This is a genomic window from Sphaerisporangium sp. NPDC049457 (genome assembly GCF_055586705.1).
In genome coordinates this window covers 32,429-56,343 of sequence record NZ_JBVJHR010000026.1, presented here as the reverse complement: position 1 = coordinate 56,343, position 23,915 = coordinate 32,429, and the positions used below count along the sequence as shown (strand labels likewise).

The following is a 23,915-nucleotide window of genomic DNA, read 5'->3' as shown; positions in this document are numbered from 1 at the left end:
CACGCAAGCGATCGCTGAGGGGTGAGCGGCCCCGCGCCCGCCGAGCGGAGCGAGGCCAGGCGAGCACGCCTCAGCGGGCGCGTTTGCGGAGGCCTTCCAGGTCGTAGATGACCACCCGGCGCCGGCCCGTCTCGATCAGCCCGCGGTCGCGCAACGAGCGCAGCGCCTTGCTGACCGCCTCGCGGGACGCGCCGGTCCAGCCCGCCAGCTCGTCCTGCGACAGCGGCAGGGCGACCCGCACGCCCCCGTTGGTGGGCTCGCCGAACCGCTCGGCCAGCTCCACCAGCCGCGTTGCCACCCGGCCGGTCGTGTCGAACGCGCCGTACTCGACCCGCTTGCGGTCGGAGTCGCGCAGCCGGCCGACGACCATCTGCAGCAGCAGCACCGCCACCCGGCCATGATCGTGCAGGAAACCGGAGAAGTCACGGACGACGACGCCTTCGACGGCCTCCAGCGCGGTCACCGTGCCGGAGCGGGGCTCGCCGCTGATGGACGACATGTCGCCCAGGAGCGCTCCAGGCCCGCGGATGGCCAGCACGACCTCGGTGCCGCCGGCGGTGTAGGAGGACACCTTGACCCGTCCGGAGGTCAGCAGGAGCACCCAGTCGGAGGTGTCGCCCTCGGCCATGACCGTCGCGCCGCGATCCCACCGCCTCTTGCGGCCGGCGGCGGACAGGTCGTCGGCCTCGTCCTTGGTGAGCAGGGACAGGAACTCTCCCGGCTCGGCGGCTGACGTGGACGTCATCGTTCCTCCAGAGTGAGGGGTCCGGTGCCGAGAGTGCGAAGCACGGCGTCAGTCCAGTGCCGAGAGCACGAACGCCTCGACGCTCTGCTCCTTGCCCTTGAGGCTGAGCTCGCCCAAAGACCGTACCTCGGCGCCGGCGCCGATCTGCTCTCGGGTGGTGGCCCCGATGACGACCGTCCCCGGCTCCGCCATGCCCTCCAGGCGCGCCGCGACGTTCACCGCGTCGCCCATAGCGTTGAACCCGCGCAACTCGGGGCTGCCGATGTTGCCCACCAGCGCCAGGCCGGTGTTGATGCCGATGCGGAACCTCGGGTAACCGGGATTGCCCGCGGCGATCTCCTCGGCGGCGGCCTGCATCTCGAGCGCCGCGCGGGCGGCGTGCGCGGCATGGTCGGCCTGCGCCGCCGGGGCGTTGAACAGCGCGAGCAGCGCGTCGCCGACGAACTGCACGATGGTGCCGCCGTGCCGCAGGATGCAGGGCACCGCGGCGGCGTGGTAGCGGTTCAGCATCTCCACGATCTCGCCGGGTGACACCCGCTCGGAGAAGGAGGTGAAGCCCTTCAGGTCGGCGAACAGCGCGGTCAGCTCCACCAGCGAGCCGCCCAGCGCCGCCTGGTCGGGGTCGGCGAGCAGGGACGCCGCCACGTCGGGCGACATGTACTGGCGGAACAGCGTCTCCAGTTCGCGGTACAGGCGGGCGTTCTCCAGCGCGATCGACAACTGGCTGGCCAGGGTGGCCGCGAGCGCCTCGTCCTGGCGGGTGGTGCCGATCGGGACCTCCAGCGCCCCGGCCACCACGCCCTTGACGGTGAGCGGATGGATCACCCGTCCGTCGCCGCTGAGCGTCTCGGTGGCCTTGAACTCGTCCACGCCGTACGCGCGGTCGCCGAGCGTGATCGCGCCGTGGGAGACCAGGCCGATGCGCACGTCCCCGTAGGCCTGGCGGACGCGTTCGAGCGCCCCGGCGAGCAAGGTGTCCTCTCCGAGGCCCACACGCGCCTGGCGTCCGACCTCGACCAGCGCGCCCAGCCGCAGGGACAGCTCGCGCTCGGCAGCGAGCGCCTGCCCGGCGCGGTCGAGCACCGCGGCCTGGCCCTCGTTCAGCCGGAACTTGCCGGCCAGGCGCAGCGCGACGGGCGCGCGTGAGGACGAGCCGCTCTCGCCCATGCGCCGCAGGTGGCCGACCACTTCCTCCAGCGCCTCGTCGTACTGCCCCTGGATGCGGCGGATCGTCGCCGCCAGCGTGACCGAGTCGAACAGGCCCTGGCTTGAGCCCTCGCGGCGGAACTGGATGTAGGCGCTGTAGGCGACGAAGGCGAAGGCCCCGGTCAGCAGCAGGTGCCACTCCCACCACGACAGCAGCCAGTTGGGCCGGAAGAAGCCGGCGACCATGGCCTCGCCGAGCAGGGCGTAGGCGGTCATCAGGCTCACCAGCATCGCCGAGGGCCGGCGGCGGTGGATGCGGAACATCAGCGCGGCCGACAGGGCGAACAGCCCGGCGCCGAGCCAGGAGAAGACGCCGATGGTGGCGCCCGCGGCCGGCGGCGGCGCGCTCAGCGGCGTCAGGCCCTCGATCAGGGAGGCCGCGCCCCACCCCACCAGGATGACCACCAGACCGGCCCGCAGCAGGTCGGCGCTCCTCAGCACGGCCGCCGCCGCGCGCTCGCCCAGCGGCAGCGACGAGGCGAACGCCAGCACCGAGGCGACCATCAGCCCGACGGGCTGGCCGATGTCGAAGCCGTAGCTGCCGGTCTCCAGGATGATGTGCGGCGTCGACAGGCCGTGCAGCAGGAAGAACCCGGCGCTGCTGAGGAAGACCAGAGAGACCAGCAGCAGCCGCGCGTCCCTGTGCCGGGTGGCGGCCTGGCTGATCATCATGCCGAGGACGACGTTGACGCCGGCCACCACCACGATCAGCCAGAAGTGGCTCGGCGGATGCTCCCAGCGGACGTTGAGCTGCTCGGGGTAGGCGAGCAGCAGCCACAGGCCGAGCAGGGGTACGGCCAGGTGCATGGCCCACACGATGCCCCGCACCGGGTGCGTCGCGGGCGGCAGGTAGGGCGACAGCGAGAGCCCGTCGTCCACATCGGAGCCGTCGTCCACGTCGGCTCCGTCGTTCACGTCAAGGCCGCCGTCCCGGTCCCCAGGGAACGGTCCGGCTCCCGCGACGGCCGTCAGGGACGACGCCGCCGTCCCTGAACCGGTCGCGACAGCTGTGCCGGGCTCGTTGACCACCGCCGTCGCATTCGCCTCGCCGGGCTCCTGGGCCACCGCCGTCACGGGGGTGGCTCTGCGGACCGGCGCCGCCGTCGTGCCGACCTTCTCGAACAGCACCGTCTCGGCGGCGGTGTCCTCCGGACCGGCCACGTCAAAGCCGGCCACCTTCCCCCGACCGGCCACGGTCCGGCCGTCCTCGCCCGCACCGCGCCGGTCTGAGCCGCCTTCGCCCTGACCAGGCGGATCCTCGGCGGGCCCGCTCGCGGCGCCGGAGGCATCGGAGTCGCCGGAGGCGTCGGCCTTTCCCGCGGGCGGTCCCTCTGGCGGCTTCACGTGATCAGGCACGGTGTCCGCCTCCGCTCCGGAGCCGGTGGACGCGCGTGTGTGATCGTTCGACGGCATGGTTGCCTCCGCATCAGCCAGTCGAGTTCCCCCGAACGTGCCGATTATCGCGTCAGTCCGCGCTGTCGGCGAACAGAGCTGTCGGCCCGATAGATATCGAGATCGAACTGAGCTGCGGCTATTTACTGGTATGCCCGTAATCTCGGTTACTTTGGCGGGACCTGGTGCCATTAGTCCCTTTAACGGGTGACCGGTTCAGGTCACAGAGGCGGTGGATCGTCAGTGGGGGATCCACCGCCTTGCCGTGAGCGTCAGGACGAGAAGACCGCAGGCAGCGTGGCCTCGTGGACGGCGCGCAGCTCGTCCACCGCGACCTCCAGCACGCCTTCGACCTTGAGCGTGGAGCCGCCGGTCAGGCCCAGGCAGTACGTGGGCACCTCGCGCCGGGCGCACAGGTCGGCGAGCTCGTCGTAGGACTCGGGCCGCACGGCGAGCAGGACCCGGGCCGTGGACTCGCTGAACAGGTCGACGAACGGGTCGTCGCCGGGAAGCTCCACCATGCCGCCCACGCCGCGGGCCAGGCACGCCTCGGCCAGGGCGACGGCCAGGCCGCCGTCCGACACGTCGTGGGAGCCGTCGACCAGGCCGCGGCCCGCCGCCTCGACCAGGACGCCGGCCAGCTCGCGCTCGGCCTCCAGGGCGACCGCCGGAGGCAGCCCGCCCAGGTGGCCGTGCGCCACGTGCGCCCACTCGGAGCCGCCGAACTCGGCGCGGGTGTCGCCGAGCAGCACGATCTTCAGACCGGGGGCGGTGAACCCGTGCGGGACGCGCTTGCGCACGTCGTCCAGCACGCCGAGCACGCCGACGACCGGGGTCGGGTGGATCGGCGTGGAGCCGGTCTGGTTGTAGAAGGAGACGTTGCCGCCGGTCACCGGCACGCCGAGCGTCTTGCAGGCGTCGGCGAGGCCGCGCACCGCCTCGGCGAACTGCCACATCACCTCGGGGTCCTCGGGGGAGCCGAAGTTCAGGCAGTTGGTCACCGCGAGCGGACGCGCCCCGGTGACCGCCACGTTGCGGTACGCCTCGGCCAGCGCGAGCTGGGCCCCGGCGTAGGGGTCGAGCTTGGCGTACCGGCCGTTGCCGTCCGTTGCGAGGGCGATGCCGCGGTCGGTCTCTTCGGCGCCGGGCATCACCTCGCCGATGCGCAGCACGCCCGCGTCGGCCGGCATGGCGAGCACGGTGTTGCCGCGCACGTAGCGGTCGTACTGCGAGGTCACCCACTCTTTGGAGGCCAGGTTCGGCGAGCCGAGCAGCGTGAGCAGGGTCGCCCGCAGGTCGTCGGGCCGGTCGAGCCGCGCCGGGTCGTCGGCGTTGAGCGCGTGCTGGCCCGCGGGCTCGTGGAACGGGCGCTCGTACACCGGGCCGTCGTCGGCGGCGGTGCCCGGCGGGATGTCCACGATGACCTCGCCCTTCCAGGTCATCACCAGCCGGCCGGTGTCGGTGACCTCGCCGATCACCGTGGCCGGGACGTCCCACCTCGCGCAGATCGCCATGAAGGCGTCGATGTCCTCGGGGGTCACCACGGCCATCATGCGCTCTTGCGACTCGCTCATCAGGATCTCCTCAGGGAGGAGCGAGGGGTCGCGGAGCGGGACCAGTCCGAGGTCGACGCGCATGCCGCCGGTGCCCTTGGCGGCCAGCTCGGTCGTGGCGCAGGACACCCCGGCCGCGCCGAGGTCCTGGATGCCCACCACCACGTCGGCCTCGAACAGCTCAAGGCAGCACTCGATGAGGAGCTTCTCCATGAACGGGTCGCCGACCTGGACGGCGGGGCGCTTGGCGTGCGACTCGTCCTCGAAGGTGGCCGAGGCGAGCACCGACGCGCCGCCGATGCCGTCGGGGCCGGTGCGCGCGCCGAACAGCACGACCTTGTTCCCCGGGCCCGGCGCGGTTGCCAGCTTGATCTGGTCCTTGCGGAGCAGGCCGACGCACAGGGCGTTGACCAGCGGGTTGCCGATGTAGCAGGGATCGAAGGACAGCTCGCCGCCGATGTTGGGCAGGCCCAGGCAGTTGCCGTAGGAGCCGACGCCCTCGACGACGCCCGGCAGCACCCGGCGGGTGTCGGGGGCGTCCAGGGCGCCGAAGCGCAGGGCGTCCATGACCGCCACCGGCCGCGCGCCCATCGACATGATGTCGCGGACGATGCCGCCGACGCCGGTGGCCGCGCCCTGGTGGGGCTCGACGTAGGACGGGTGGTTGTGCGACTCGATCTTGAAGGTGGCCGCCCAGCCGTCGCCGATGTCGACGACGCCGGCGTTCTCTCCCATGCCGACCAGCAACGCCTCGGACTTGGGAGCCTTGGTGCCGAACTGGCGCAGATGTACCTTGGACGACTTGTAGGAGCAGTGCTCGCTCCACATGACCGAGTAGATGGCGAGCTCGGAGGAGGTGGGCCGGCGCCCGAGGATGGTGCGCACGCGCTCGTACTCGTCGGTCTTCATACCGAGCTCGGCGTACGGCTGCGGCTCGTCCGGGGACTGGGTGGCCCGCTTGACAGAGTCGATCATGTGTTCTCCTCGCGCCCTATTGGCGCCGGCTCCGGTCGTCGTGGCCTCGGTCACAGGTTCACGAACTTCTTCAGGATCGAGGTGAAGAAGCCGCGCCCGTCCACGCTGGGGGCGCCGGTCAGCTCCTCGACGGCGTGCTCGGGATGGGGCATGAGGCCGACGACGTTGCCGGCCTCGTTGCAGATGCCCGCGATGTCGTTCATCGAGCCGTTCGGGTTGCCGCCCAGGTAGCGGAAGACGACCTGGCCGCCGGCCTCCAGGGCGCCGAGCGTCGCGGCGTCGGCGACGTACCGGCCCTCGCCGTGCTTGACCGGCAGCAGGATCTCCTGGCCGGAGGCGTAGTCGCCCGTCCAGGCCGTGGCGGCGTTCTCCACCAGGACGCGCTGGTCGCGGCAGATGTAGTGCAGGCCCTCGTTGCGGGTGAGCGCGCCCGGCAGGAGGTGCGCCTCGCAGAGGATCTGGAAGCCGTTGCAGGTGCCGAGGACCGGCAGCCCGGCACGCGCCGCGGGGATCAGCTCGTCCATCAGCGGCGCGAAGCGGGAGATGGCCCCGCAGCGAAGGTAGTCACCGTAGGAGAACCCGCCGGGCAGGAAGACGGCGTCGACGCTCTTCAGGTCGCGGTCGGCGTGCCACAGAGGCACCGCCTCCGCGCCCGCGTGCCTGACGGCTCGCGCGGCGTCCTGATCGTCAAGAGTTCCGGGAAAAGTGACCACGCCCACACGGGCAGCACCCATGGTCTCGTACCCTCCACATGCGAGCGCCGCGCCGGCGTCTGACTCATCGACGGCGGCCTGCGGCGGTACACCCAGGTTACCTGCCGCCCCCGAGCGACCGACGCAGGGCATCAGGTTGTCAGGGAGACCGAGTAGAGCGCCCGCTCCCACAGCGGCGCCCGCATCAGTGATCCACTGTGACCGGCTCCAACGGGCCACTTCCTGGCCGCATCAACGTGCGGAAATGAGAGACGATCTGGGTGACCGCGCCGGGGTCGCGGAGTATGACCCCGATCTCGATGTTCGTGAGCATGGCGCGTCGCGTCAGGTTCGCGCTGCCGAGCAGTGCGATCTTCTCATCGGCGGCCAGCACTTTGGCATGTAGTGAGGCACCGACGGGCCGGTACTTCGGGGGCCAGCCCCAGAAGGTGGCTTTCCCGCGCAACAGGCGAAACGCGGTCGCACCGTTCGCTCCCCGGAGCGTTCCTCCTTCCTCGATTCCGCTTTCCATGACGAGATCGACCCGGACGCCTCGCTCCGTCGCCGCGGCGAGTTCCCGGGCGATCTCGTCGATGCCGTACGCGGCGAAGCTCACCACCAGCAGCGATTCGCGTGCGGCCCGTACGATCTCCGTCACGGCGGAGACCGTCAGGCGTACCGGCACGGCATCGCTGGTGGGCCCGCTCACGACGATCGACGCGCGGGCGGCCGATTCGGCGAGATGAACGCGTGCGGCGGCCTCCAGCCCCAGTGCCACCCCCGCTCCTGGTATCTCCGCCGCATGGCGTCGCCATGCCTTCACGAGCCGGACCGCATAGGAAGCGGCGGAAGGACGTGCCTCGATGAGTCTCGCCAGGACCTCCTCCCCTGGCGTGTGCGCGGTCCGGAGCAGCTCGGCCCAGGCCAGGAGGTGGGGGAAGGGCACCTGCCCGGCCAGCTCGGCCATCTCCTGAGCGAATTCCTCGCTCATCGGCCGAAGAACCCGGCGCCGCCGCCGAGGATGGTGTCCACCAGCAGTGCCCGGTCGAGGTAGTGGTTCCCGCGTTCGCAGGAGGTCTCGGAAGCGAAGAGGCAGGCGTGACAGGCCGCGCCGTACAGGCGCCCGTGCACCAGGGGATCATGCCCGGCGCACAGCGGGTCGGAACTGCAGAGCCGGGCCCTGTCCAGTGCCTGGTCGATCAGGATGCCGAGCCGGTCGGGATGCCCGAGGGAAACCAGCCCACCCAGCGTGCCCTCGCTGTCGGGGGCGGCGGTGTACAGCAGTACTCCGGCCATCGCGCGGTTCGCGTCGGCGTAGACGCGCTCGCCGATGCCCGAGGCGCCATAGCCGCACTCCAGCGCGAACTCCCGGATCAGCACGTGGGCGAAGGTGTGCAGCAGCACATAACGCACCCCGGGGAAGTGGCCGGGCGGCAGGCTGCGCTGCCCTCGCCACTTCTCGTGCGCCGGGATGAGAAAGGCGGCCCGCTCTCTGACCTCCGGTCGTCCTTCCCACTCGCGCAGCCGATCCTCGGAGAACCGCAGGAATATGCCCTCGCCACGGGTCTCGGCGCAAGGGACCCATGTGGGCTGTGCGAGAGCCATCGGGGCCACTCGTGAGTCGGGAGTATTGACCACGTCCCATTCCGGCGCGTCGATGCGCGTGAAGCCGTACAGGGCGGCCACCTCACGCAGCCGCGGCACCAGCGTGACCCCGGCGAGCCATTCACGGGTCCCCCCCGGTACGGATACCCGGCGGGTGGTGAAGTCGCGCAGGTCGGTGTCGGCCGCGGCGGTGAACGCCGTCCACTCGGGGCCGAGCAGGTCCAGCGCGTCCTCGACCTCGGCCCCCTCTTCCTCGGCCGCGGCATGTTTCTTGATCGCCTTCCATACCGCGTCGGCGCCGTACTGCTCCAGTTCGGGCCAGCTGGACTGCGTCTTCATCAGTTGCCTGGCCATGCCGGACTCCAGCCTCGCCAGCAGGCCGAGCTGGCCCCAGTACTCGGTCACCAGCTGGTCGAGACCGGTTTCGGCCCGGGGCAGGCTGAAGACGCGCAGCTGCATGGCGAACCAGGTGTTGGTCGCGCCCAGCGCCAGCGTGCGGGTCGGCTCGCCGCATCCGGGGGCTCGCCCGAGATGCGGGTGGCGACCGCGGCACCCCGGGAGGTTCTGCTCGGCCTTCTCGCCGTACGCCTCGGACATGGCCCGGGCCGCTACCCCACAGGAGCATTCGACGTAGACGTTGGCCGCCTCACCCGTCGTCCCGCGCTCCCGCAGGCGGTAGGTGTGCGCTTCCTCCGCGGGCGGCACGAGCCCTCTGTGGACGTAGAAGGCCCATGGGAAGTCGTCCAGATGGCCCTGTGAGCAGGCGAGTACGAACCGCGCGGGCACCGCGACCGGGCGGCTGCCGCCCTGCCCCTTGCAGCCGTGAACATAGCGGATCTTGTCCGGCTGGTACGGGTTCTGGATCAGCTCGAACACGCCAGAGGTCGCGGGTGCCAGGCGGTTGCACTGGACACGGGAACACCGCAGCCACTGGGGGAACAGCGTCACCGGGACTCCGACGCGCGCCCATTCGTCGAAGACGTCGTTGGTCTCGGGGATGTACGGCGGCGTCCGGAGCTGCTCGACCTGGTCGCCGAGCTTGTCCCGGACGGCGGCGAGCAGCCGGTCCTCGATCACCTCGGTGGCCCGGGCGCGTTCCCAGAAGTCCAGGCCGAGCACGGTGACCGACAGATTGGGCAGGTCGAGGACCGCCCCCACGCCGTAGGTGTGCAGGAGCTGGCTCGGCCGCAGCTCGCCCACGCGCAGGGGCGGGGTCACGGGGGTGGTCACCCGTCCTCCTCTGTACCGGCCCTCGGAGGTACGGCCTGCTCCGCCGCGACCGCCTCGAACTGCGGGATCTCCTCCACGCCGGGATCGGCCAGGAGCAGCAGGCGGATGCCCGGCTCGACGTCCCGCAGCGAGGTCGGGCAGGTCGTGATCCCCCAGCCGCCTTCTTCGGGCTTGCGGAGCAGCCCCGCCACATCGTCGACCCGCCAGGGCTTGGCGTAGGCGAGCCGGGTGCCGGGCTCGCGCCGCCTGCGGTCCCAATGGTCGAGCCTGGCGAGCAGATGGTCCTCGACCTGGCGTGAGACCTCGTTGCGACCTGCGACCTCGCCGGCCCTGCGCTTGAGGAACATCACGACATGGTCGGCGAGCTTGCTGTGCCGGTTGAAGGCCTGCGCCGTCAGGTTGGCGTTGTAGGTCGTCTCCAGGTTGCGGATCAAGGCGATGAGAACCCCTGTCAGGCCCCGGTCGATCGCCCGGGGGGCGAATGGAGTCACCGACAGCGCCTCCACGTGCCGGTACACCGTGGCGTGAAACTGACCGAACGTCTCGTAATGCGAAAGATCGCGGGGGCGTGCCCAGTTGTAGACGGTGAAGACCAGGCCCGGCGACGCGCGGCCGACCCGGCTGGTCGCCTGGATGTACTCGGCGGTGGACTTCGGCTGGTTCGCCACGACCATGACGCCGAGCCGCGACACGTCCACCCCGACGGCGATCATGTTCGTGGCCAGCAGTACGTCGATCGGCCGTCGCTCACCCCGGACGCGATCCCCGGTGAAGGTGACGCCGAGACCGTCGAGGATCTCCGGGATCTCCCCGGAGGAGAGCCGCGAGGTCAGCTCACGCAGCATCGGGTCGTAGCGACGGGCGAGCCCGCGTTCGTCGGCCCGGGAGAGCCGGGTGGAGATGTCGTCCTCCACGAGACGGCGCATGCCGCCCAGGTCGCGCAGGCTGTTGAAGTAGCCCACCAGGGTCATGTAGGGGTCGGTGACCTCGTTCCGGCCGTACTTCTCGTGGAGCTTCTGCGCTCCGCCGAGCACCGCGACGTACATCCGGATGAGCGTCGACTTGATCCGCACTCCGTGCGCGCAGACGCCGACGTACCGGCGCCCCGGCCGCAGCGACCGGTCTCGTTGCCGGGAGAAGAAGCTGTCAGCGGCGTTCAGCCCTTGTGGGGGGAACACCTCCGTCCTGCGGTGGAACAGTGAGCCGATCTGCCGTGAGGCCCGGCGCACGGTCGCGGTCGACGCGATGACCTTCGGCCGGACCTGCTCACCGGGCTTGCCCTCCCAGGAGGCGAGCAGGTCCACGGCCGTCTCGTACAGGCCGGTGAGCGACCCCAGCGGACCGGAGATCAGGTGCAGCTCGTCCTGGACGATGAGATCGGGGGGGCGCAGTGGCGCGGCCGGAGCGATCTTGGCCGGGCGAGCCGCACCCTTCGCCACGTGCCCGGTACGGCCGTCGCAGACCGACGCGGCGAGGTCGTCGGTGAGGTATCCGTGCCGTTCGCATCTCAAGGTGGCCCGCCCGAACAGGGTGGCCGTCTCACCCTTCCAGGCGAGCTGCGCGAACTTGTCCACAGTGCCGATCACCAAGGAGGGGAGCAGACGGTAGATCTCCTCGTCGACCACCAGGACCGGCAGGCCCTCGTTCTGGCTCGCCCACCCGCTGAACGGGCAGAACACGTCCGGGCAGTGGACCAGAGTCCGGGCGTGGACGGTGTCGACGACGATGTCCCGCCCGGGCTGGATCTTCGTGCCGCACCAGGGACACGAGGTGAGCTGATGCGGGGACCCCACCGCCTTACGCGGCGCTCCTCGGCCTCCGCGCAGCTCGGCCACCGCGTCGGCGGCCTTCTCGGTCGTGTTGGGCGTGACCCGCCCGCCCACCCACAGGCCGATGCGGAACGGGGTGTGCCCCCACACCGCCTCGTCGGCGCGGCGCAGCGTCTCACAGGCGCAGATGAGCGCCGTCGCCCGCTGGAACTGCTGGATGGTGAGCAGCCGGAGCGTGTAACGCATCAGAACGGCCACGCCATCGCCGGCGTCCAGCCCGCCGAGCGAGGGCTGGAGCCGCCGCACGGCGAGAGTGAACGCGGTCAAGCCCAGATACGCCTCGGTCTTACCGCCTCCGGTGGGGAACCACAGCAGGTCGGCGATCGCCTTCTCGGGGTCGTCGGACCGCTCGGGGTGCAGGGGGTCGGCCAGCGCCGGCAGGTTCAGCAGCAGGAACGCGAGCTGGAAGGGCCGCCAGCTTCGATTGACCGGTGTGTCGGCCTCCTCGACCGCCTGCTCCAGCGAGAGCCGGTCGTCCGCACGCCGGCTCTCCGCGGCCAGGGTGTGGACACGCTGCAGGTGCATCGCCTCGTTGGCGAAGGCGAACGCCCGCCGCGCGAGCGTGTTCTCGCCCAGGAGTCGCAGGCCGCGCTCGATGCGGTCGGCCGCCCGGCGCGCCGCCTTCAACGCCTCGCGCGCCTCCCCGCGGTAGCCGTCCAGGCGGCGTTCCGGATCGTCGACCGACCGCTCGGCTCGGTCGATCCACGCACGGTAACCGGAGACCAGCGGAGTGAGCCCCGCGATCAACTCCCGCACCTCGTCCCCCGGACGGCCGGCCAGCTCGGCGAGGGTGCTCATGTCCAGCACGAGGTCGGCCAGCTCCGGCAGGTCGGGGTCCTTCCCGGCATCGGGCACGTCGGTGTAGGGGATCTCGTGCTCCGGCACGGCCGCGGTGCGGATCTCGACCGCCCGCATCGGATCCGCCGGCGTCGGCACGGTCTCCACGGCGACGCCGTGCCCGACCGCGAACTCCGGTACCAAGCGGTACGCCATGGCCAGCCGTCGCTGCTCGGCCCGGTCGGCGGCGTCCCCGCCGGACTCCCGCTCCGGCCTCGGGAGGAACACCGGTGCGCCGTCCGCCCCGGTGGCCGACAGCCGAACCTGGAAGATCCACCGCTCGGCCCGGCGCGTCCTGGGCCACGCCTGGGTGTTGACCAGGAAAAGGGAGACCAGCCACCCGCCATCGTGCCGGCGTGCCCTGCCCTCGACCACGATCTCGGGCTGGTCGTCGTTCAGCTTCTGACGGCCGAGCTTGCCTTCACGCAGCGGCACCCCGACGGTGCCCGACATCGGGACCCGCCGCCACACCATGCGGCCGGTCTCCTCGCTGTGGGTGCGCTCGTACCGTGCCCAGCGCCCGGTGACGACGAGCCGGTCGGCGTCTCCGGCCACGAAACAGGTGAAGCCGAGCGCCGAGGGAGCCATGCTCGGCACATTGGGCGCCGAGGGCTCGGGGTCGCCCTCGCCCGAGTCGATCGGCTCGGAACCGGCGAGATCATCGAGCTCCTCGGGCGCGACGGGGGTGCCGGTCGGCGCCAGCCGGCCGAGGAGATAGCGATCGGCCGGATCTTCGTCGAACTCCTCCGGTTCGTCGTCGTACGGGCCGTGCAGGTCATCGAGGACGAGTTTCTGCAGCTCATCCCGGATAGCCGCCGCATCCGGCACCGCTAGGACCGAATTCCCCGCCGATGGCTGTATCACAGGCACGACTTTAGGCGTCCGGCCTGACATTCCGCCCGAGAACCACGTCAGGCTCTGTCCCTGCCGTCGGTTTATGTGGGACTCCCTGTTATCACGTTATGTGGGACTCCCTGTGATCACGCGGCGGCCGCTGTACGCTGAACCTGTCGGCACGCGAGGACAAGGGGGTCATCATGAGCGAGAGCCAGCCTGACCACCCGATATACCCGCCGGTGCGTCCCAAGACCTCCCCAGAGGAACTGGTCAGGGCCAAGGGCGCCCGACCGATCACATCCCTCGATGACCTCACAGCACCGGACGTCTTTCAGACGGACAAAGAGCTGGAGGAGTTCTTGACCTTCACATACGCCGAACGCCACGCACATCTCAGCTGATCTTGCAGATGCACACACCCCCCGTCATCCTCGACACCGATGTCTCCTCTCTGATCATCAAGAAGCGCCTCGCCGGATACCGGATGGACCATGGGCCAGGGTGAGCGCACCACGGCCCACATCGGCTCCGAAGGTCTCGCTGAGACGGCTCATGCTCCATTGCGCACGCCATCGACCAACGGCGCCGTGGGGGTCGCCCTGCCGTGTTCCCTGTCGTGACCCGAGAGGACGAACCAAAGGACGTGGTGGGGGCGGTCCTCGGTGAAGCCCCAGCGGGTGGACAGGACGCGGATCAGGCGGATTCCACGGCCGGAGGATGTCAGGTCGTCCTCGGGGTGCCCGGGAATGTTCGGGATGGTCTCGGCGCCTCCATCGGTGACCGCGATCCGCACGTCGCCGTTCTCCTCGATCGTCGCGGCGACGCCGATCGTGGCGGAATCGGTGTGCAGCAGGGAGTTGGTGGCGGCCTCCGAGAGCAGCAGGACCGCGTCGTCGCGGCGGGGATGGCCGTCCAGGATCTTGCCCAGCCAGCGCCGGGCCTCGGCCACCGATGTGCCGGTGGCCGGAAAGGCGGCGGTCTCGGTTCGTGGCGCGGGGGTGCTCATCGCGTCGGGTGTCCTTGAGTGGGAGGTGCGGCGAAATGACAGGGCGGACGGCGCGCCGGGCAGGAGCTTCTGAGGGGCGCCGATGTGACACCGGGAGACCTTCGATATCCGGCGTGCCGGATGCCGGGCAGCGCCGTGGGAACGTGGCGGGGACCGCTCAGGCGGCCGGTGCGACCGTGGCGTGCGGCCGGGTGCCGAGCACCCACTCCTGCTCGGCGTGGCGCATCTCGGTGAGAAGGTCCTGAGCGGTGCGGGCCTCCACCACCAGCGGCTCCGGGGTCGGGTACAGCGCGAGGGCGTAGAAGCGGCGGCTCCACGGCCCGTACATGATCGTCCAGGCCGGCTCCATCCGGTCCAGCAGGACGGCGGCGGCACGGTCGGCCAGGTCGGGCTCGCCATGACCGGCGCGTTCGACTTCGACGTACGGCCGCCCGAGGGCGTGCCGGCCGATCCGCTTGCCGCCACCGCGCCCGAACAGGCGCCGTAGACCTCTACGCTTCACCACAGGTCAGGACCTGCTTTCCTGATCAGGGGCCCGCGTGGCGCTGCTATCGCCCGCGGGTCCCGCCATTTCACGGCTACTGGCTGTAGCGGTGTCATCGTGAACGGTGACCGGAGGGGGTGGAAGGGCAACGGCGTGGTCAGGTGTGGTCGCGTGCCGAGACCACGGGGCATGCGTTCACGAGTGCATGCTCTGGGTAATCTCATGGTAACTTTCCGCCATGCCCGCTGCTCCGCACGAGGCACTGCACCGGATCTTCCAGCGACGCACCGAGCTGCTCTCTCGCGTCCTGCGCAACGAGCTGGGCATGCCCCTCCCCGACCCGGTCAAGGTCGAGATCATGAACGTCGACCTCACCGACCTGGAACCCGTCTCCCGCTGGGTCGACACCCTGCTGATGCTGCACTTTCCCGATCGGCGGCTGATCGTCGCCGTTGAATCCCAGACCAAGAAATCAGAGGAGAAGCGCCGCCGATGGGCGCGCTACCTGGCCCAACTGCACGACACCTACGAGTGCGACGTCCTGTTGATCGTCACCTGCCGCAGCGCCGCCACCGCGCGCTGGGCCGAAGAGCCCTACACGGTCGGGCTGCCCGAGTGGCACGCTCTGACCGTCCGCCCCCTGGTACTCGGCCCCGGCAACGTCCCCGCTGTCGTCGACGTGAACCAGGCGGCCGAGGACATCCACTTCGCCATCCTGTCAGCGGTCGTACACGCAAGGTCACGACAGGCGAATGCGATACTCGATGTATTGTCCGACGCACTCCGCGACATCGACAAGAAAGAGGCCGCCGGCCTGGCCGAGTTCACCGAGTTGGGGCTCGGCAAGGGACACGCGCGCGATCTATGGAGGACGCTGATGGCCACCAAGCCCTACCCCTACATCTCCGAGCTCCGTGCCAAGGGCCGCGAGGAGGGCCGCAAGGAGGGCCTGGCCGAAGGTGAGGCCAAATCCGTTCTGCTGGTGCTGGAGGGGCGCGGTCTGGTCATCAGCGAAGAGCAGCGTGAGCGCATCGCGTCGTGTGCCGACTCGGGCCGGCTCGAGACGTGGCTTCGTCGCGCAGGTGTGGTCGCGACCGTCGAGGAGTTGCTCGCCTGATGGCCGACGAGATCTTCCTCCACCCTGTCTCCTTGTCCCGGGAATGGGGCCGCGCCGAAGGCATGGCCGGGGCCACCTTCAGGGTGCTGAAGTCCCGCAAGGTGGCCCTCGCCGAATAACGGCCTCCCCGCGTGACGGCGGAAGCCGCCGACGCGACCGCCTCGGCGTCGTCGGCGGCTCGCGTTTCCGGCTGGGGCGCGGTACGCGTATCAGCGGTGATTTCGTGATTTCCCGTGACTACGCATTGAAGTGATGCGATCATTGACAGTGATCGAATAATGGAAGGGTGATGGCGTGGTCATGCGTGGTCACGCCGAAGTCCACGATCGTGAGGGGCGTCATGAGCGCAGTCGACCCGCATGCCTCCCCCTGGCATCTGTTCGGTGCGGTGATGCGCCACTGCCGCGAGAGCAGGCCGAATCTCGGGCTGCGCCGGGCGGCCACGCAGATGTACACCGACTTCTCCAACCTCGCCAAGTGGGAGCGCGGCGAACGCGTTCCCCCGCCGGACATGGTTCCGCGTCTTGATCAGGTGTACGGGGCACACGGCATTCTCATGGCGCTGTACGCCACGCTGGAGCGTCTCGGCGCCGCCGAGTCGGAGCAGCGGAATGCGGGTAGGTATCGCGGAAACTCCGCATATTGCAATGGAGATGACGACATGGAACGCCGTGCCGCCCTCCAGTTCCTCGCCGGCCTCGGCACGCTGGGCACCCTGGGCGTCTCCAGCGAATCCCTGCGCCAGTTGCTCGACATCTCGCTGGGGCGGGAGCACCGAAGTCTCGAAGACTGGGACCTGGCCTGCGCCGACCACCTGCACGCGATGCGCACCCGTCCCCCGGCCCAGGTCGCCACCGACCTGATTATCGACCTCTACGCGCTCCGCCGCCAACTGGCCACCGCCCCCCCGGCCGACCAGATCGAACTACAACGCAGCATGGCCGTGCTCTCGTCCCTGCACGCCATTGTCCTGACCTATTTGGACGATCACGGCGGGGCCATGCGCTGGTGGTACACCGCACGGCAGGCCGCAGACACCTCCGGTGACCTGGCTCTCCGCCTACTGGTCAGGTGCGAGGAGGCCGGGCATGGGTTGTACGGCCAGCGATCCCCTCAGGCAGTACTCGAGTTGGTGCGTCGTGGCCAGCAACTCACTCGCGAGCCGAATGTCGACCTGATGACCACTGAGGCCAAGGCCCTGTCCATGCTCGGCAGACACGAGCAGGCGCTCGACACGTTGCACACCCTGTACAAGATCGCGGACAAGGGTGTTGCCCCGGACTACTACGGCTTCTGGACGCCGAATCGCATCTATTTCACCGAAAGCTGGGTGTACGCCGCTGCGGGCCAGGAGTCGGCGGCGGAAACGGCCCGCTGCAACGTTCTCAAGCACAATCGGAGCTACATCCACCCCGTCAACGCTGATCTCCATCGGGCGCTGTGCACAGTTGTCCAAGGTGGAGTGGATGAAGGGATGCACCGGGCAGCGACGACGATCGACGCACTCAAACCTAGTCAACGAATCCGTCATATCATCGAGACCGGTCACATCGTGCTCCGCGCTGTGCCTCATGACCAGCAGGACCGTTCCTCCGTCGCCGAGTTTCGCAAGGTCCTGGCCCTCGAACCCGTCCGAAGTCACTGAAGAGAGGCGGTCTACCGGCGCGTGCCTGTTCAGGGGAGTGGAGAGGACGTCATGCCCCGGAATGTCGCGCCGTGACCGACTTCCGCGCTTCTTCCCCGACTTCCGCCGTGTCCACGCCGGAGATACGGGCATTCAAGAAGTAAGGGCCGTGTGCTGCCGCGTGTGTATGAGTGGTTGCAGAATGTCCGATCTACATGGAATTCTGACACCTTGTGGCTACGGGGCAGACGGCGGATTTGGAGGCTGCTTTATCGAGGGTGATTCGGCTGGCCGACGAGCATGCCACGGCGCTGGATTCCCCGATGCGGTGCATGGCGGCCTCCGCGTGGGTGGGCGGGGGAGCGCCTGCGTTCTCCAGGGCCTTGAGCGAGCAGCGTACGGCGATGCAACGAGCCTTCCAGGAAGCGGCCCAGCAGATCGCGGCCCGCATCCGGCAACTGGGCGGCCAGGCGCCTCAAGCGCCATCGTTCACCACCTCGGTGAACGTGATGACGGCGGTGCGAACCGGCTTCTCCGGGATGGACGTCGCCGCCATGGAGGGGCTGGTCACCTCGTTGCAGCGGGCCGGGCAGGACTTACCCGAGGCAGGTCATCGGCTGTCGGTAGAGCTTTCGGCGTTATGCATGCCCGCGTCATTGGGCAAGGAAGTCGCCGGTGCCGGCGAGTGGGCACAGGAGCAGGTCGGTGACCTGCGGCGACGCCTGTCGATGATCCAGCAGGAGCACGGCACTGGGCCGGCCACCAAGGCGATGGCGGGGTTCGGACTGTTCGGTGGGTACGCACCCGACCCCGGCGAGGTGAGCAAGCTGACGGCCGCGGCCGATAACGGCGACGCAGCGGCGCTCAAGGCCCTGGTGGCCCTCCAGAACACCGGCAAGGACGCGACTCTGGCCAACCGGCTCAGCGCATGGTGGCACCAACTGGGCAAGCCGGCCCAGGAGCGTCTGATCAACCAGTCTCCCCAGTTGATCGGCAGCCTGAACGGCCTCCCCGCCGCCGCCCGCGACCAGGCCAACCGCAACTACCTCCGAGCGGAAAAGACCTGGCTCGGCTCGGAGTTGGCACGACTTCGCGCGCTGCCCTCCTCGGATGAGGTCAGAAAGGCGATTGAGGAAGCCGAAGTGAAGATGCGCCAACTCGCCTCCGTCGAACGGGGCTTGGCGCAAGGAGGGCGGAACGGTCTCCCCTCGGCGTACCTCATGCAGGTGGAGCTTGGCGGCCTGGGTAAGACCGCGATTTCCTTCGGCGATCCAGACGAGGCTGACAGGGTCGTTGCCTATGTGCCCGGCACCGGTACGAGACTGGAGAAGTTCGACGGCGACGTCCAGCGCGCCTCAGATATGTGGGCACAAGCGAATTTCCTCGCTCCCGGGACGAAGGTCGCCTCGATCGCCTGGCTGGGGTACGCGGCTCCGCAGTGGGGGGACGCGGGGCCGGCGCACACGCCTGCCACGCTCGACGACGCTCTTGCCGGGGCTCCGGCGCTGGCCAGCTTCGCCGACGGCGTGCATGCCGCTCACCGGGCCGCCTCCGACGCTCGGTTCACCGTGCTTGGGCACAGCTACGGGTCCACGGTGACCGGGGTCGCCGCCCAAATGCGCCCGAAGTCCTTCGCGGATCAACTGATCTTCGTGGGTAGCCCCGGGGTCGTCGCCATGCACGCCAAGGATCTGGGAGTTGATTCGGTCTGGGTGGGGGAGGCCCCCAACGACCCAGTGGGCGACATCGGCTCTTTTGGGCCTCTGCAGCCGGTGACGCCCGACGCGCAGGGCGTACTGAAAGAATTGGCGAAGGACATCTGGAAGGGTTTCGTGAAGGGCGAAGGGCCGTTCGGCGCCGACCCCAGTCGCAGCGAGTTCGGCGCGAAGCGCTTCTACGTACCCGACTCCGGGGACTCAATTGGCAGTTTCGCAGGCCACTCCAGCTACTGGGGCGACAATGAAAGAGGCTGGGATCGAAGGTCGATCTCGTTGCGGAACATCGGATACCTGATCAACGGTCAGTATGACGAGTTGGTTCCTTTTCCTGAACCTCCTGAGAGCCCCGCGCCCCCACGTCCAACGGCGCCGCCATCAGTAGTAGCAGAGCCGAAGTCGGCAGAGGAACCGACCTTCCACCAAGTACCCTCTCCCCGGCCGGCTGGAGGATAGATGCCCCGCTTCCTCGCTGGGTTGGTTGCCATTGCGGTATTGACGGCTGCGTGCGGTCATGGAGGCACTGTGGAAAAACCAACTATGACCGAAGCTCAGGCTCTGGCTCGTGTCGAGCAGCTCATCAACGAGACCGTTTCAGCGCTGACGCCGAAACCTCGTTTGGAGATTGATCCCACCAGTCTGCGGAACGGGCCCTGCGGGAATTCGGCCAGTGGTGGTTCAAAGGGTCGCATCATTGTCGGCCGCAACTACTACCTCCGCGGGATTCCGGAAGACCAGATCAACGCGGTAGCGCTACAGGTCAGGGAATACTGGAAACAGCGGGGTTACGTCATCGAGGGCGTATCCAAGACCGGGAAGACCATAGCCGCTCGTTCCACGCCGGACGATTTCCTGTTGGCGCTCGATGCTGTCGGCGATGACGAGCTCGGCCTGGGGGTGTCGTCAATATGCGTATGGCCGAATGGAACTCCAGAGCCTTCCTCGAATCCGTGATGCCATATTGCGAGGAGTACGTGGAAAGTCTCAGAAGAGAGTGTCCGGCGGTTGGAAGAGGGTGCCGCCGAAGGAATCGGTCACCGCTTGGGCGGGTGCAGGCTGGGTAGTGGCAGGCTTGACTCGTTTGCCCTTGGTCGACTTCCTGCCCGAGTGCAGGCCAGCTTTCTCCTCCTGCGCATAACGGTAGAAGTTTAGCGCTAGGAGCTTGTCCAGCACATCAAGGCGCGCCTGCGGACTGATTGTCCAGCGCACACCTTGGCCGTGATCGTAAAACGCGTGAGCGAGGTCGATCTCCGACCAGGCGGGCAATGAGGAATTCGCCTTCCTAGCCTCGTACTCGCTGATAGGAGGCTCACGCTCTTCATCGAGTGCGTACGCCTCCCGCACCGCTTCGTCGATCTCGACATGGAGTTCGCGAATCCGGTCGACTCCCGGGTCGGATTCAGATGGGTCGTTCACTAGATTATATAGAGCAGTCAACCCTAGTCCGCGCTCCATCATCAGCCCGCTTCGAAAGGTGTGAAGTACCTCCCCGCTCATGGCCATTCGTTTTGTTGGAGTCGGCTGAGGGAACGTTTCGAATCCATCCGACGGAGTATATCGGGTATCGCTTCGCATCGTTGACTGGCCCTTTGTGGTCCACCAGGTGAAGTGGAATGCGCTCGACAGTAGTGCGAGGTCTGCATTTTTGTCGGTGACGAACACCCCTAGCATGTGTGAGAACACCTGGCCGGCCCGGGAAAACGTCGGCAATCCGGTCTTGCTAACTAGTGCGATTACTAGTACCCGATCCAGGCTTGCAATAGCCTCCAGCATTGCCCTTTGTTTTTCGGCATATTGCCACCAATAGTCACGGTATACCTTTCGGTTGCTCTGCTCCCGGAATGGTTTGACTTTGCGGTCCACGATGGCGAAAGGTTCCGGATAATCCCTAGCCTTCTCGATGGGCCAGTCATGGAAATTGATCACCCAGCGGCGACCAGAGCAGTCCGGGCGTGAGTTGAGGTCCTCTCCATTGAGGTATGGGAATAGAACCTCTGCATTGCGTGGATCCTTTTCGATCAGTGCCCTGGCTTCTTCGGGAGTCATCATGAAGCCGAGGCCGAGAACGTAGGAGCCGATGAACGAGTGGCCGGCGTTGGCGGCGAGCCGATGGGGATTACCGTCCAAGCGACCTTCGGGATCGAGGGAAGAAGTGATGGCAGGCACCTCGCTGCCGTCCCGGATCCGCTTCTCTCGCTCCCCTGGGCGTCCTGCCCAGACCAAGGAAACCTCCAGAGAAGCTGTACCAGGCCAGGGCTGCGACTTTACGGTGCGGTAGACCTGCCAGCGGCGTGCGTACACCTCATCAAGCCCGACTTCACGCGTGTCACCTTGCGAGATCGTGTTCGTGGCGATAAGGCCGACCCGGCCGCTCGGTGCCACCGACAGATTACGGAGCAGGAAGTATGAGCATAGGTCGGCGCTGCCACGCTTTCCTCCGGCGACATGCTTGACAAGGTGTTCACGCAAGTCCTCACCGATCGAGCTGGTCAGTCGTTTGCCACCGATGAAGGGTGGGTTGCCCATCACAGCGTCGAAGCCGCCCTTGCGCATGACCTCGGGGAACTCCAGGGGCCAGTGCAGGGGGCGGATCGGCGCAGGGCGGCAGTTTCCTTTAAGCCAGGAGGTGATGGTTGTGCGGGCCGTTTGCTCTTTGGTGGTGTCGCCGTGCAGGGCGGCCGTGACCTCGTCGGCGATTGAGGTGAGGCGGGTGTCGAAGGCGTCCTCGCTCTTTCCCGCGGTGGAGAGGGCGGCGCCGGCTACCGCGTCGGCGGCGAGGCGGAGGCGGGCGGTGAGGCCGTCGGCGCGGGCGAGCAGGGTGGCCTTCTCTTCGGCCTCACGGGGGTCGTTGACCGTGGTGGCCTCGATGCGTTCGCGGAGCTCGGTCGCCTCGGTGAGGATGGACGAGGCCAGCTTGTCGATCTCTCCGGCGAGCCGGTTGTTCAGGGCCTGGCCGCGCTCGGGGTCGAGGTGGAAGGCCACGACCTGAGACTCGGATACCAGGCCGACCAACGAGTCTCCGCAGCGCAGGGCGTGGTCGAGGAAGCCGAACGGCTTGTCCTTGGCCAGGGTGACCAGCCACAACGAGAGCTTGGCCAGCTCGACGGCCATTTCGTCGCGGTCGACGCCATAGACGCACCGGGCGGCGACCAGGCGCAGGGCGTGCAGGTGGAGCGAATCGCGGTCGTAGTCGGCCCCGACCGCGACCGCCACCTCACGCGGCAGGCCGTCGCGTTCCCACGCGTCCAGGACACGGTCGGCGAGGTAGCGGCAGGCGGAGACCAGGAAGGCACCGGAGCCCATCGCAGGGTCGACGACCTTGAGTTTGAGCAGTTCCTCCCACGACTTGGCCTGCCACACCCCCGGCTCGACGCCCTCGGCGGGGCCGGGGGAGTAGACCAGCGGCGCGAGGGTGTGTTCGACGACCTCCTCGGCGAGCGGCCGGGGGGTGTAGTGGGTCCCGGTGGCGCGGCGGTCGCCGACCTGGGTGAAGAGCACCGAGCCCTTCGGGAACACGGTGGGGATGCCGCGCAGGTCCCGGCGGAGCAGGCCGAGGAACGGGCGGACGCGCGCCGCCAGTTCGGCGTTGTTGTCGCAGGCCGAGCCCAGATCGCCGATCTCGCTCGTCGTTGGTCGGTAGGCGAAGGCCTTGCGCAATTGGGTCTGGCTCGCGCCGCAGACCTTCTTCAGCCACTCGGCGAACGACTCCTCGCCCTTGGCGTGCTCGGCTTCGAGAAGGCTCAGGGAGATCTCCGGCTCCAGCCCGCCGATCAGCCCGGCGTACGGCTCGTCGACCTTCTTGCAGGAGTACTCCAGCAGGCCCTCGTACACGTGCCCGATCTGCTCGACGCCGACGCCCTTGTAGGAGAGCCGCTCCGGCGTCCTGCCGCGCTGCTTCGGCTTGAGCAGCAGGAGCGCGTCGAGAATCCGGTGGATCACCCGGTCGGTCACCTTCAGCGCCGGCAGCCACGGGTAGGTGGCCGGGTCGAACAGCGAGCCGCCGTAGGCGGGGATGCGCAGGTCGGGGTGGTCGCAGCCACGGTGGACGGCGGTGAACAGGGCGAGCAGGCGCGGCCAGGCGGCCGGACTGCGGTCGGCGATCTCGTCTCCGTGCAGCTGGTGCACCTCGTCAAGCTGGGTGTAGAGGCTGGAGACCGCGTAGCCGGCCGAGTAGACCGGATCGAGTACGGGCAACAGCCGCTGCTCCTCGGCGTACAGCAGGAAGACCAGCCGCATCATGACGGTGAGCGTGGCCCGGTAGATCTCCCGTTCCGGGACCTTGGCGAGCAGCGCGCCGCCGGACTCGCGGTCGAGCCGGGCGAACTCGCCGACGAGCAGCTCCACGGCCTGCCGCACCTGGTCACCGAGTGTGTCGGTGACCTGCGTCTGCGCGTTCGCCGTACGCTCGAAGAGCTCGGCGAGCGAGGCCGACGGGGTGCCGTCCGCCTGGGCCGGCGGGGGCAGCAACCGGGAGGCGCCGAGCAGGGAGGCGAAGGCCCGCAGCAGCGCGGGTTCCTCCAACCACAGGTCGGCGTCGAAGATCGCGGTGCTCGTCGGGCCGCCCTGCTTGGCATGAACGAGCACCCAGAACCGGCCGTCGGTGAGCAGGGCCAGCGGCACGCCCCGGCGGCGGCAGAGCATGGCGGCCTGCTCGACCATGGAGGGCTGGTCGCGGGTCGCCCGGGTCAGCGGCTCATCCCAGCGGCGACGGTAGACCAGCAGCCGCTCGGCGCGACCGGACGCGGGGGCGGGGCCGTAGACGACGGCGTCGGGGCGGGCCTGGTCGCCGCCCCAGGAGCGCAGCTCGTCCGGAAGCCGGCCATCGGCGGCCAATACCCCGGCGGGCCAGCGCAGCAACTCGGTGAAGATCAGGTCCACCCAGGCGGGGCGCAGCAGGTCCGGTGCCGCCTGCACCTCCAGCCAGGCCTGACGCAGCCGGGCGGTCGTCTCGGCCGGGACGACGTCCAGGCCCTGCTCCATGACGTCGGAGAGTGCGCTGACGGCCAGGAACGGGCCGTCGGGCCGTAGCAGCCGTAGCCAGTCGGCGTGCTGGTCGGCCACTGACACG

Annotated in this window: 15 protein-coding genes; 5 read left to right on the top strand and 10 right to left on the bottom strand. The window is 68.8% G+C overall.

Going from position 1 to position 23,915, the window contains the following annotated elements; genetic code table 11:
* Positions 1–70 precede the first annotated feature (70 nt).
* The 7 genes from ACZ6QO_RS33170 to drmA form a co-directional block, all read right to left on the bottom strand.
* Positions 71–745, bottom strand: coding sequence for a Crp/Fnr family transcriptional regulator (locus ACZ6QO_RS33170; RefSeq protein WP_465856634.1), 675 nt, complete (start codon positions 743–745; stop codon positions 71–73).
* A gap of 48 nt (positions 746–793) precedes the next feature.
* Positions 794–3,112 (bottom strand): adenylate/guanylate cyclase domain-containing protein, encoded by a 2,319-nt coding sequence (locus ACZ6QO_RS33165; RefSeq protein WP_465856632.1) that lies wholly within the window; start codon positions 3,110–3,112, stop codon positions 794–796.
* 503 nt (positions 3,113–3,615) lie between these two features.
* The gene (gene purL, locus ACZ6QO_RS33160; protein ID WP_465856630.1) at positions 3,616–5,871 is read right to left on the bottom strand and encodes a phosphoribosylformylglycinamidine synthase subunit PurL; all 2,256 of its coding nucleotides are present in this window, start codon (positions 5,869–5,871) and stop codon (positions 3,616–3,618) included.
* A 50-nt stretch (positions 5,872–5,921) separates the two neighbouring features.
* Positions 5,922–6,605, bottom strand: a complete 684-nt coding sequence (gene purQ, locus ACZ6QO_RS33155; protein WP_465856628.1) for a phosphoribosylformylglycinamidine synthase subunit PurQ — start codon at positions 6,603–6,605, stop codon at positions 5,922–5,924.
* Between the two features lie 163 nt (positions 6,606–6,768).
* Positions 6,769–7,554 carry a DISARM system phospholipase D-like protein DrmC gene (gene drmC / locus ACZ6QO_RS33150; protein ID WP_465856626.1) on the bottom strand — a complete coding sequence of 262 codons (786 nt, stop codon included), beginning with the start codon at positions 7,552–7,554 and terminating at the stop codon, positions 6,769–6,771.
* Complete coding sequence (drmB, locus tag ACZ6QO_RS33145) at positions 7,551–9,398, bottom strand: DrmB family protein (RefSeq protein ID WP_465856624.1); 1,848 nt, start codon at positions 9,396–9,398, stop codon at positions 7,551–7,553. The genes drmC and drmB overlap by 4 nt, the downstream gene beginning before the upstream one ends.
* Positions 9,395–12,892 (bottom strand): DISARM system helicase DrmA, encoded by a 3,498-nt coding sequence (gene drmA, locus ACZ6QO_RS33140; protein WP_465856622.1) that lies wholly within the window; start codon positions 12,890–12,892, stop codon positions 9,395–9,397. Before drmA ends, drmB begins: the two co-directional genes overlap by 4 nt.
* Positions 12,893–13,101: 209 nt before the next feature.
* On the opposite strand from drmA, the gene ACZ6QO_RS33135 reads away from it, so the two are divergent.
* Positions 13,102–13,302, top strand: coding sequence for a hypothetical protein (locus ACZ6QO_RS33135; protein ID WP_465856620.1), 201 nt, complete (start codon positions 13,102–13,104; stop codon positions 13,300–13,302).
* A 149-nt stretch (positions 13,303–13,451) separates the two neighbouring features.
* Here ACZ6QO_RS33135 and ACZ6QO_RS33130 read toward each other — a convergent pair whose 3' ends face one another.
* Both ACZ6QO_RS33130 and ACZ6QO_RS33125 read right to left on the bottom strand, forming a co-directional pair.
* A complete protein-coding gene (locus tag ACZ6QO_RS33130) occupies positions 13,452–13,907 on the bottom strand; it encodes an ATP-binding protein (protein WP_465856618.1) in 456 nt (151 codons plus the stop codon).
* A gap of 157 nt (positions 13,908–14,064) precedes the next feature.
* Positions 14,065–14,412 carry a hypothetical protein gene (locus ACZ6QO_RS33125; RefSeq protein ID WP_465856616.1) on the bottom strand — a complete coding sequence of 116 codons (348 nt, stop codon included), beginning with the start codon at positions 14,410–14,412 and terminating at the stop codon, positions 14,065–14,067.
* A 217-nt stretch (positions 14,413–14,629) separates the two neighbouring features.
* On the opposite strand from ACZ6QO_RS33125, the gene ACZ6QO_RS33120 reads away from it, so the two are divergent.
* From ACZ6QO_RS33120 to ACZ6QO_RS33105, 4 genes are all read left to right on the top strand, one after another.
* Positions 14,630–15,508: a hypothetical protein gene (locus tag ACZ6QO_RS33120; RefSeq protein WP_465856614.1), complete on the top strand. Its 879-nt coding sequence runs from the start codon at positions 14,630–14,632 to the stop codon at positions 15,506–15,508.
* Between the two features lie 340 nt (positions 15,509–15,848).
* Positions 15,849–17,153, top strand: coding sequence for a helix-turn-helix domain-containing protein (locus ACZ6QO_RS33115; protein WP_465856612.1), 1,305 nt, complete (start codon positions 15,849–15,851; stop codon positions 17,151–17,153).
* Between the two features lie 383 nt (positions 17,154–17,536).
* Positions 17,537–19,303, top strand: coding sequence for an alpha/beta hydrolase (locus tag ACZ6QO_RS33110; RefSeq protein WP_465856610.1), 1,767 nt, complete (start codon positions 17,537–17,539; stop codon positions 19,301–19,303).
* A gap of 69 nt (positions 19,304–19,372) precedes the next feature.
* The gene (locus tag ACZ6QO_RS33105) at positions 19,373–19,801 is read left to right on the top strand and encodes a hypothetical protein (RefSeq protein WP_465856608.1); all 429 of its coding nucleotides are present in this window, start codon (positions 19,373–19,375) and stop codon (positions 19,799–19,801) included.
* Between the two features lie 30 nt (positions 19,802–19,831).
* On the opposite strand, the gene ACZ6QO_RS33100 is transcribed toward ACZ6QO_RS33105, so the two are convergent.
* A complete protein-coding gene (locus ACZ6QO_RS33100) occupies positions 19,832–23,914 on the bottom strand; it encodes an Eco57I restriction-modification methylase domain-containing protein (protein ID WP_465856606.1) in 4,083 nt (1,360 codons plus the stop codon).
* Position 23,915 lies beyond the last annotated feature (1 nt).

Excerpts from the sequence above, each read along its gene's own strand:
- ACZ6QO_RS33170 (WP_465856634.1), bottom strand. The coding sequence starts at position 745 with ATGACGTCCACGTCAGCCGCCGAGCCGGGAGAGTTCCTGTCCCTGCTC.
- purL (WP_465856630.1), bottom strand. The coding sequence starts at position 5,871 with ATGATCGACTCTGTCAAGCGGGCCACCCAGTCCCCGGACGAGCCGCAG.
- purQ (WP_465856628.1), bottom strand. The coding sequence starts at position 6,605 with ATGGGTGCTGCCCGTGTGGGCGTGGTCACTTTTCCCGGAACTCTTGAC.
- drmC (WP_465856626.1), bottom strand. The coding sequence starts at position 7,554 with ATGAGCGAGGAATTCGCTCAGGAGATGGCCGAGCTGGCCGGGCAGGTG.
- ACZ6QO_RS33135 (WP_465856620.1), top strand. The coding sequence starts at position 13,102 with ATGAGCGAGAGCCAGCCTGACCACCCGATATACCCGCCGGTGCGTCCC.
- ACZ6QO_RS33130 (WP_465856618.1), bottom strand. The coding sequence starts at position 13,907 with ATGAGCACCCCCGCGCCACGAACCGAGACCGCCGCCTTTCCGGCCACC.
- ACZ6QO_RS33120 (WP_465856614.1), top strand. The coding sequence starts at position 14,630 with ATGCCCGCTGCTCCGCACGAGGCACTGCACCGGATCTTCCAGCGACGC.
- ACZ6QO_RS33115 (WP_465856612.1), top strand. The coding sequence starts at position 15,849 with ATGAGCGCAGTCGACCCGCATGCCTCCCCCTGGCATCTGTTCGGTGCG.
- ACZ6QO_RS33110 (WP_465856610.1), top strand. The coding sequence starts at position 17,537 with ATGCAACGAGCCTTCCAGGAAGCGGCCCAGCAGATCGCGGCCCGCATC.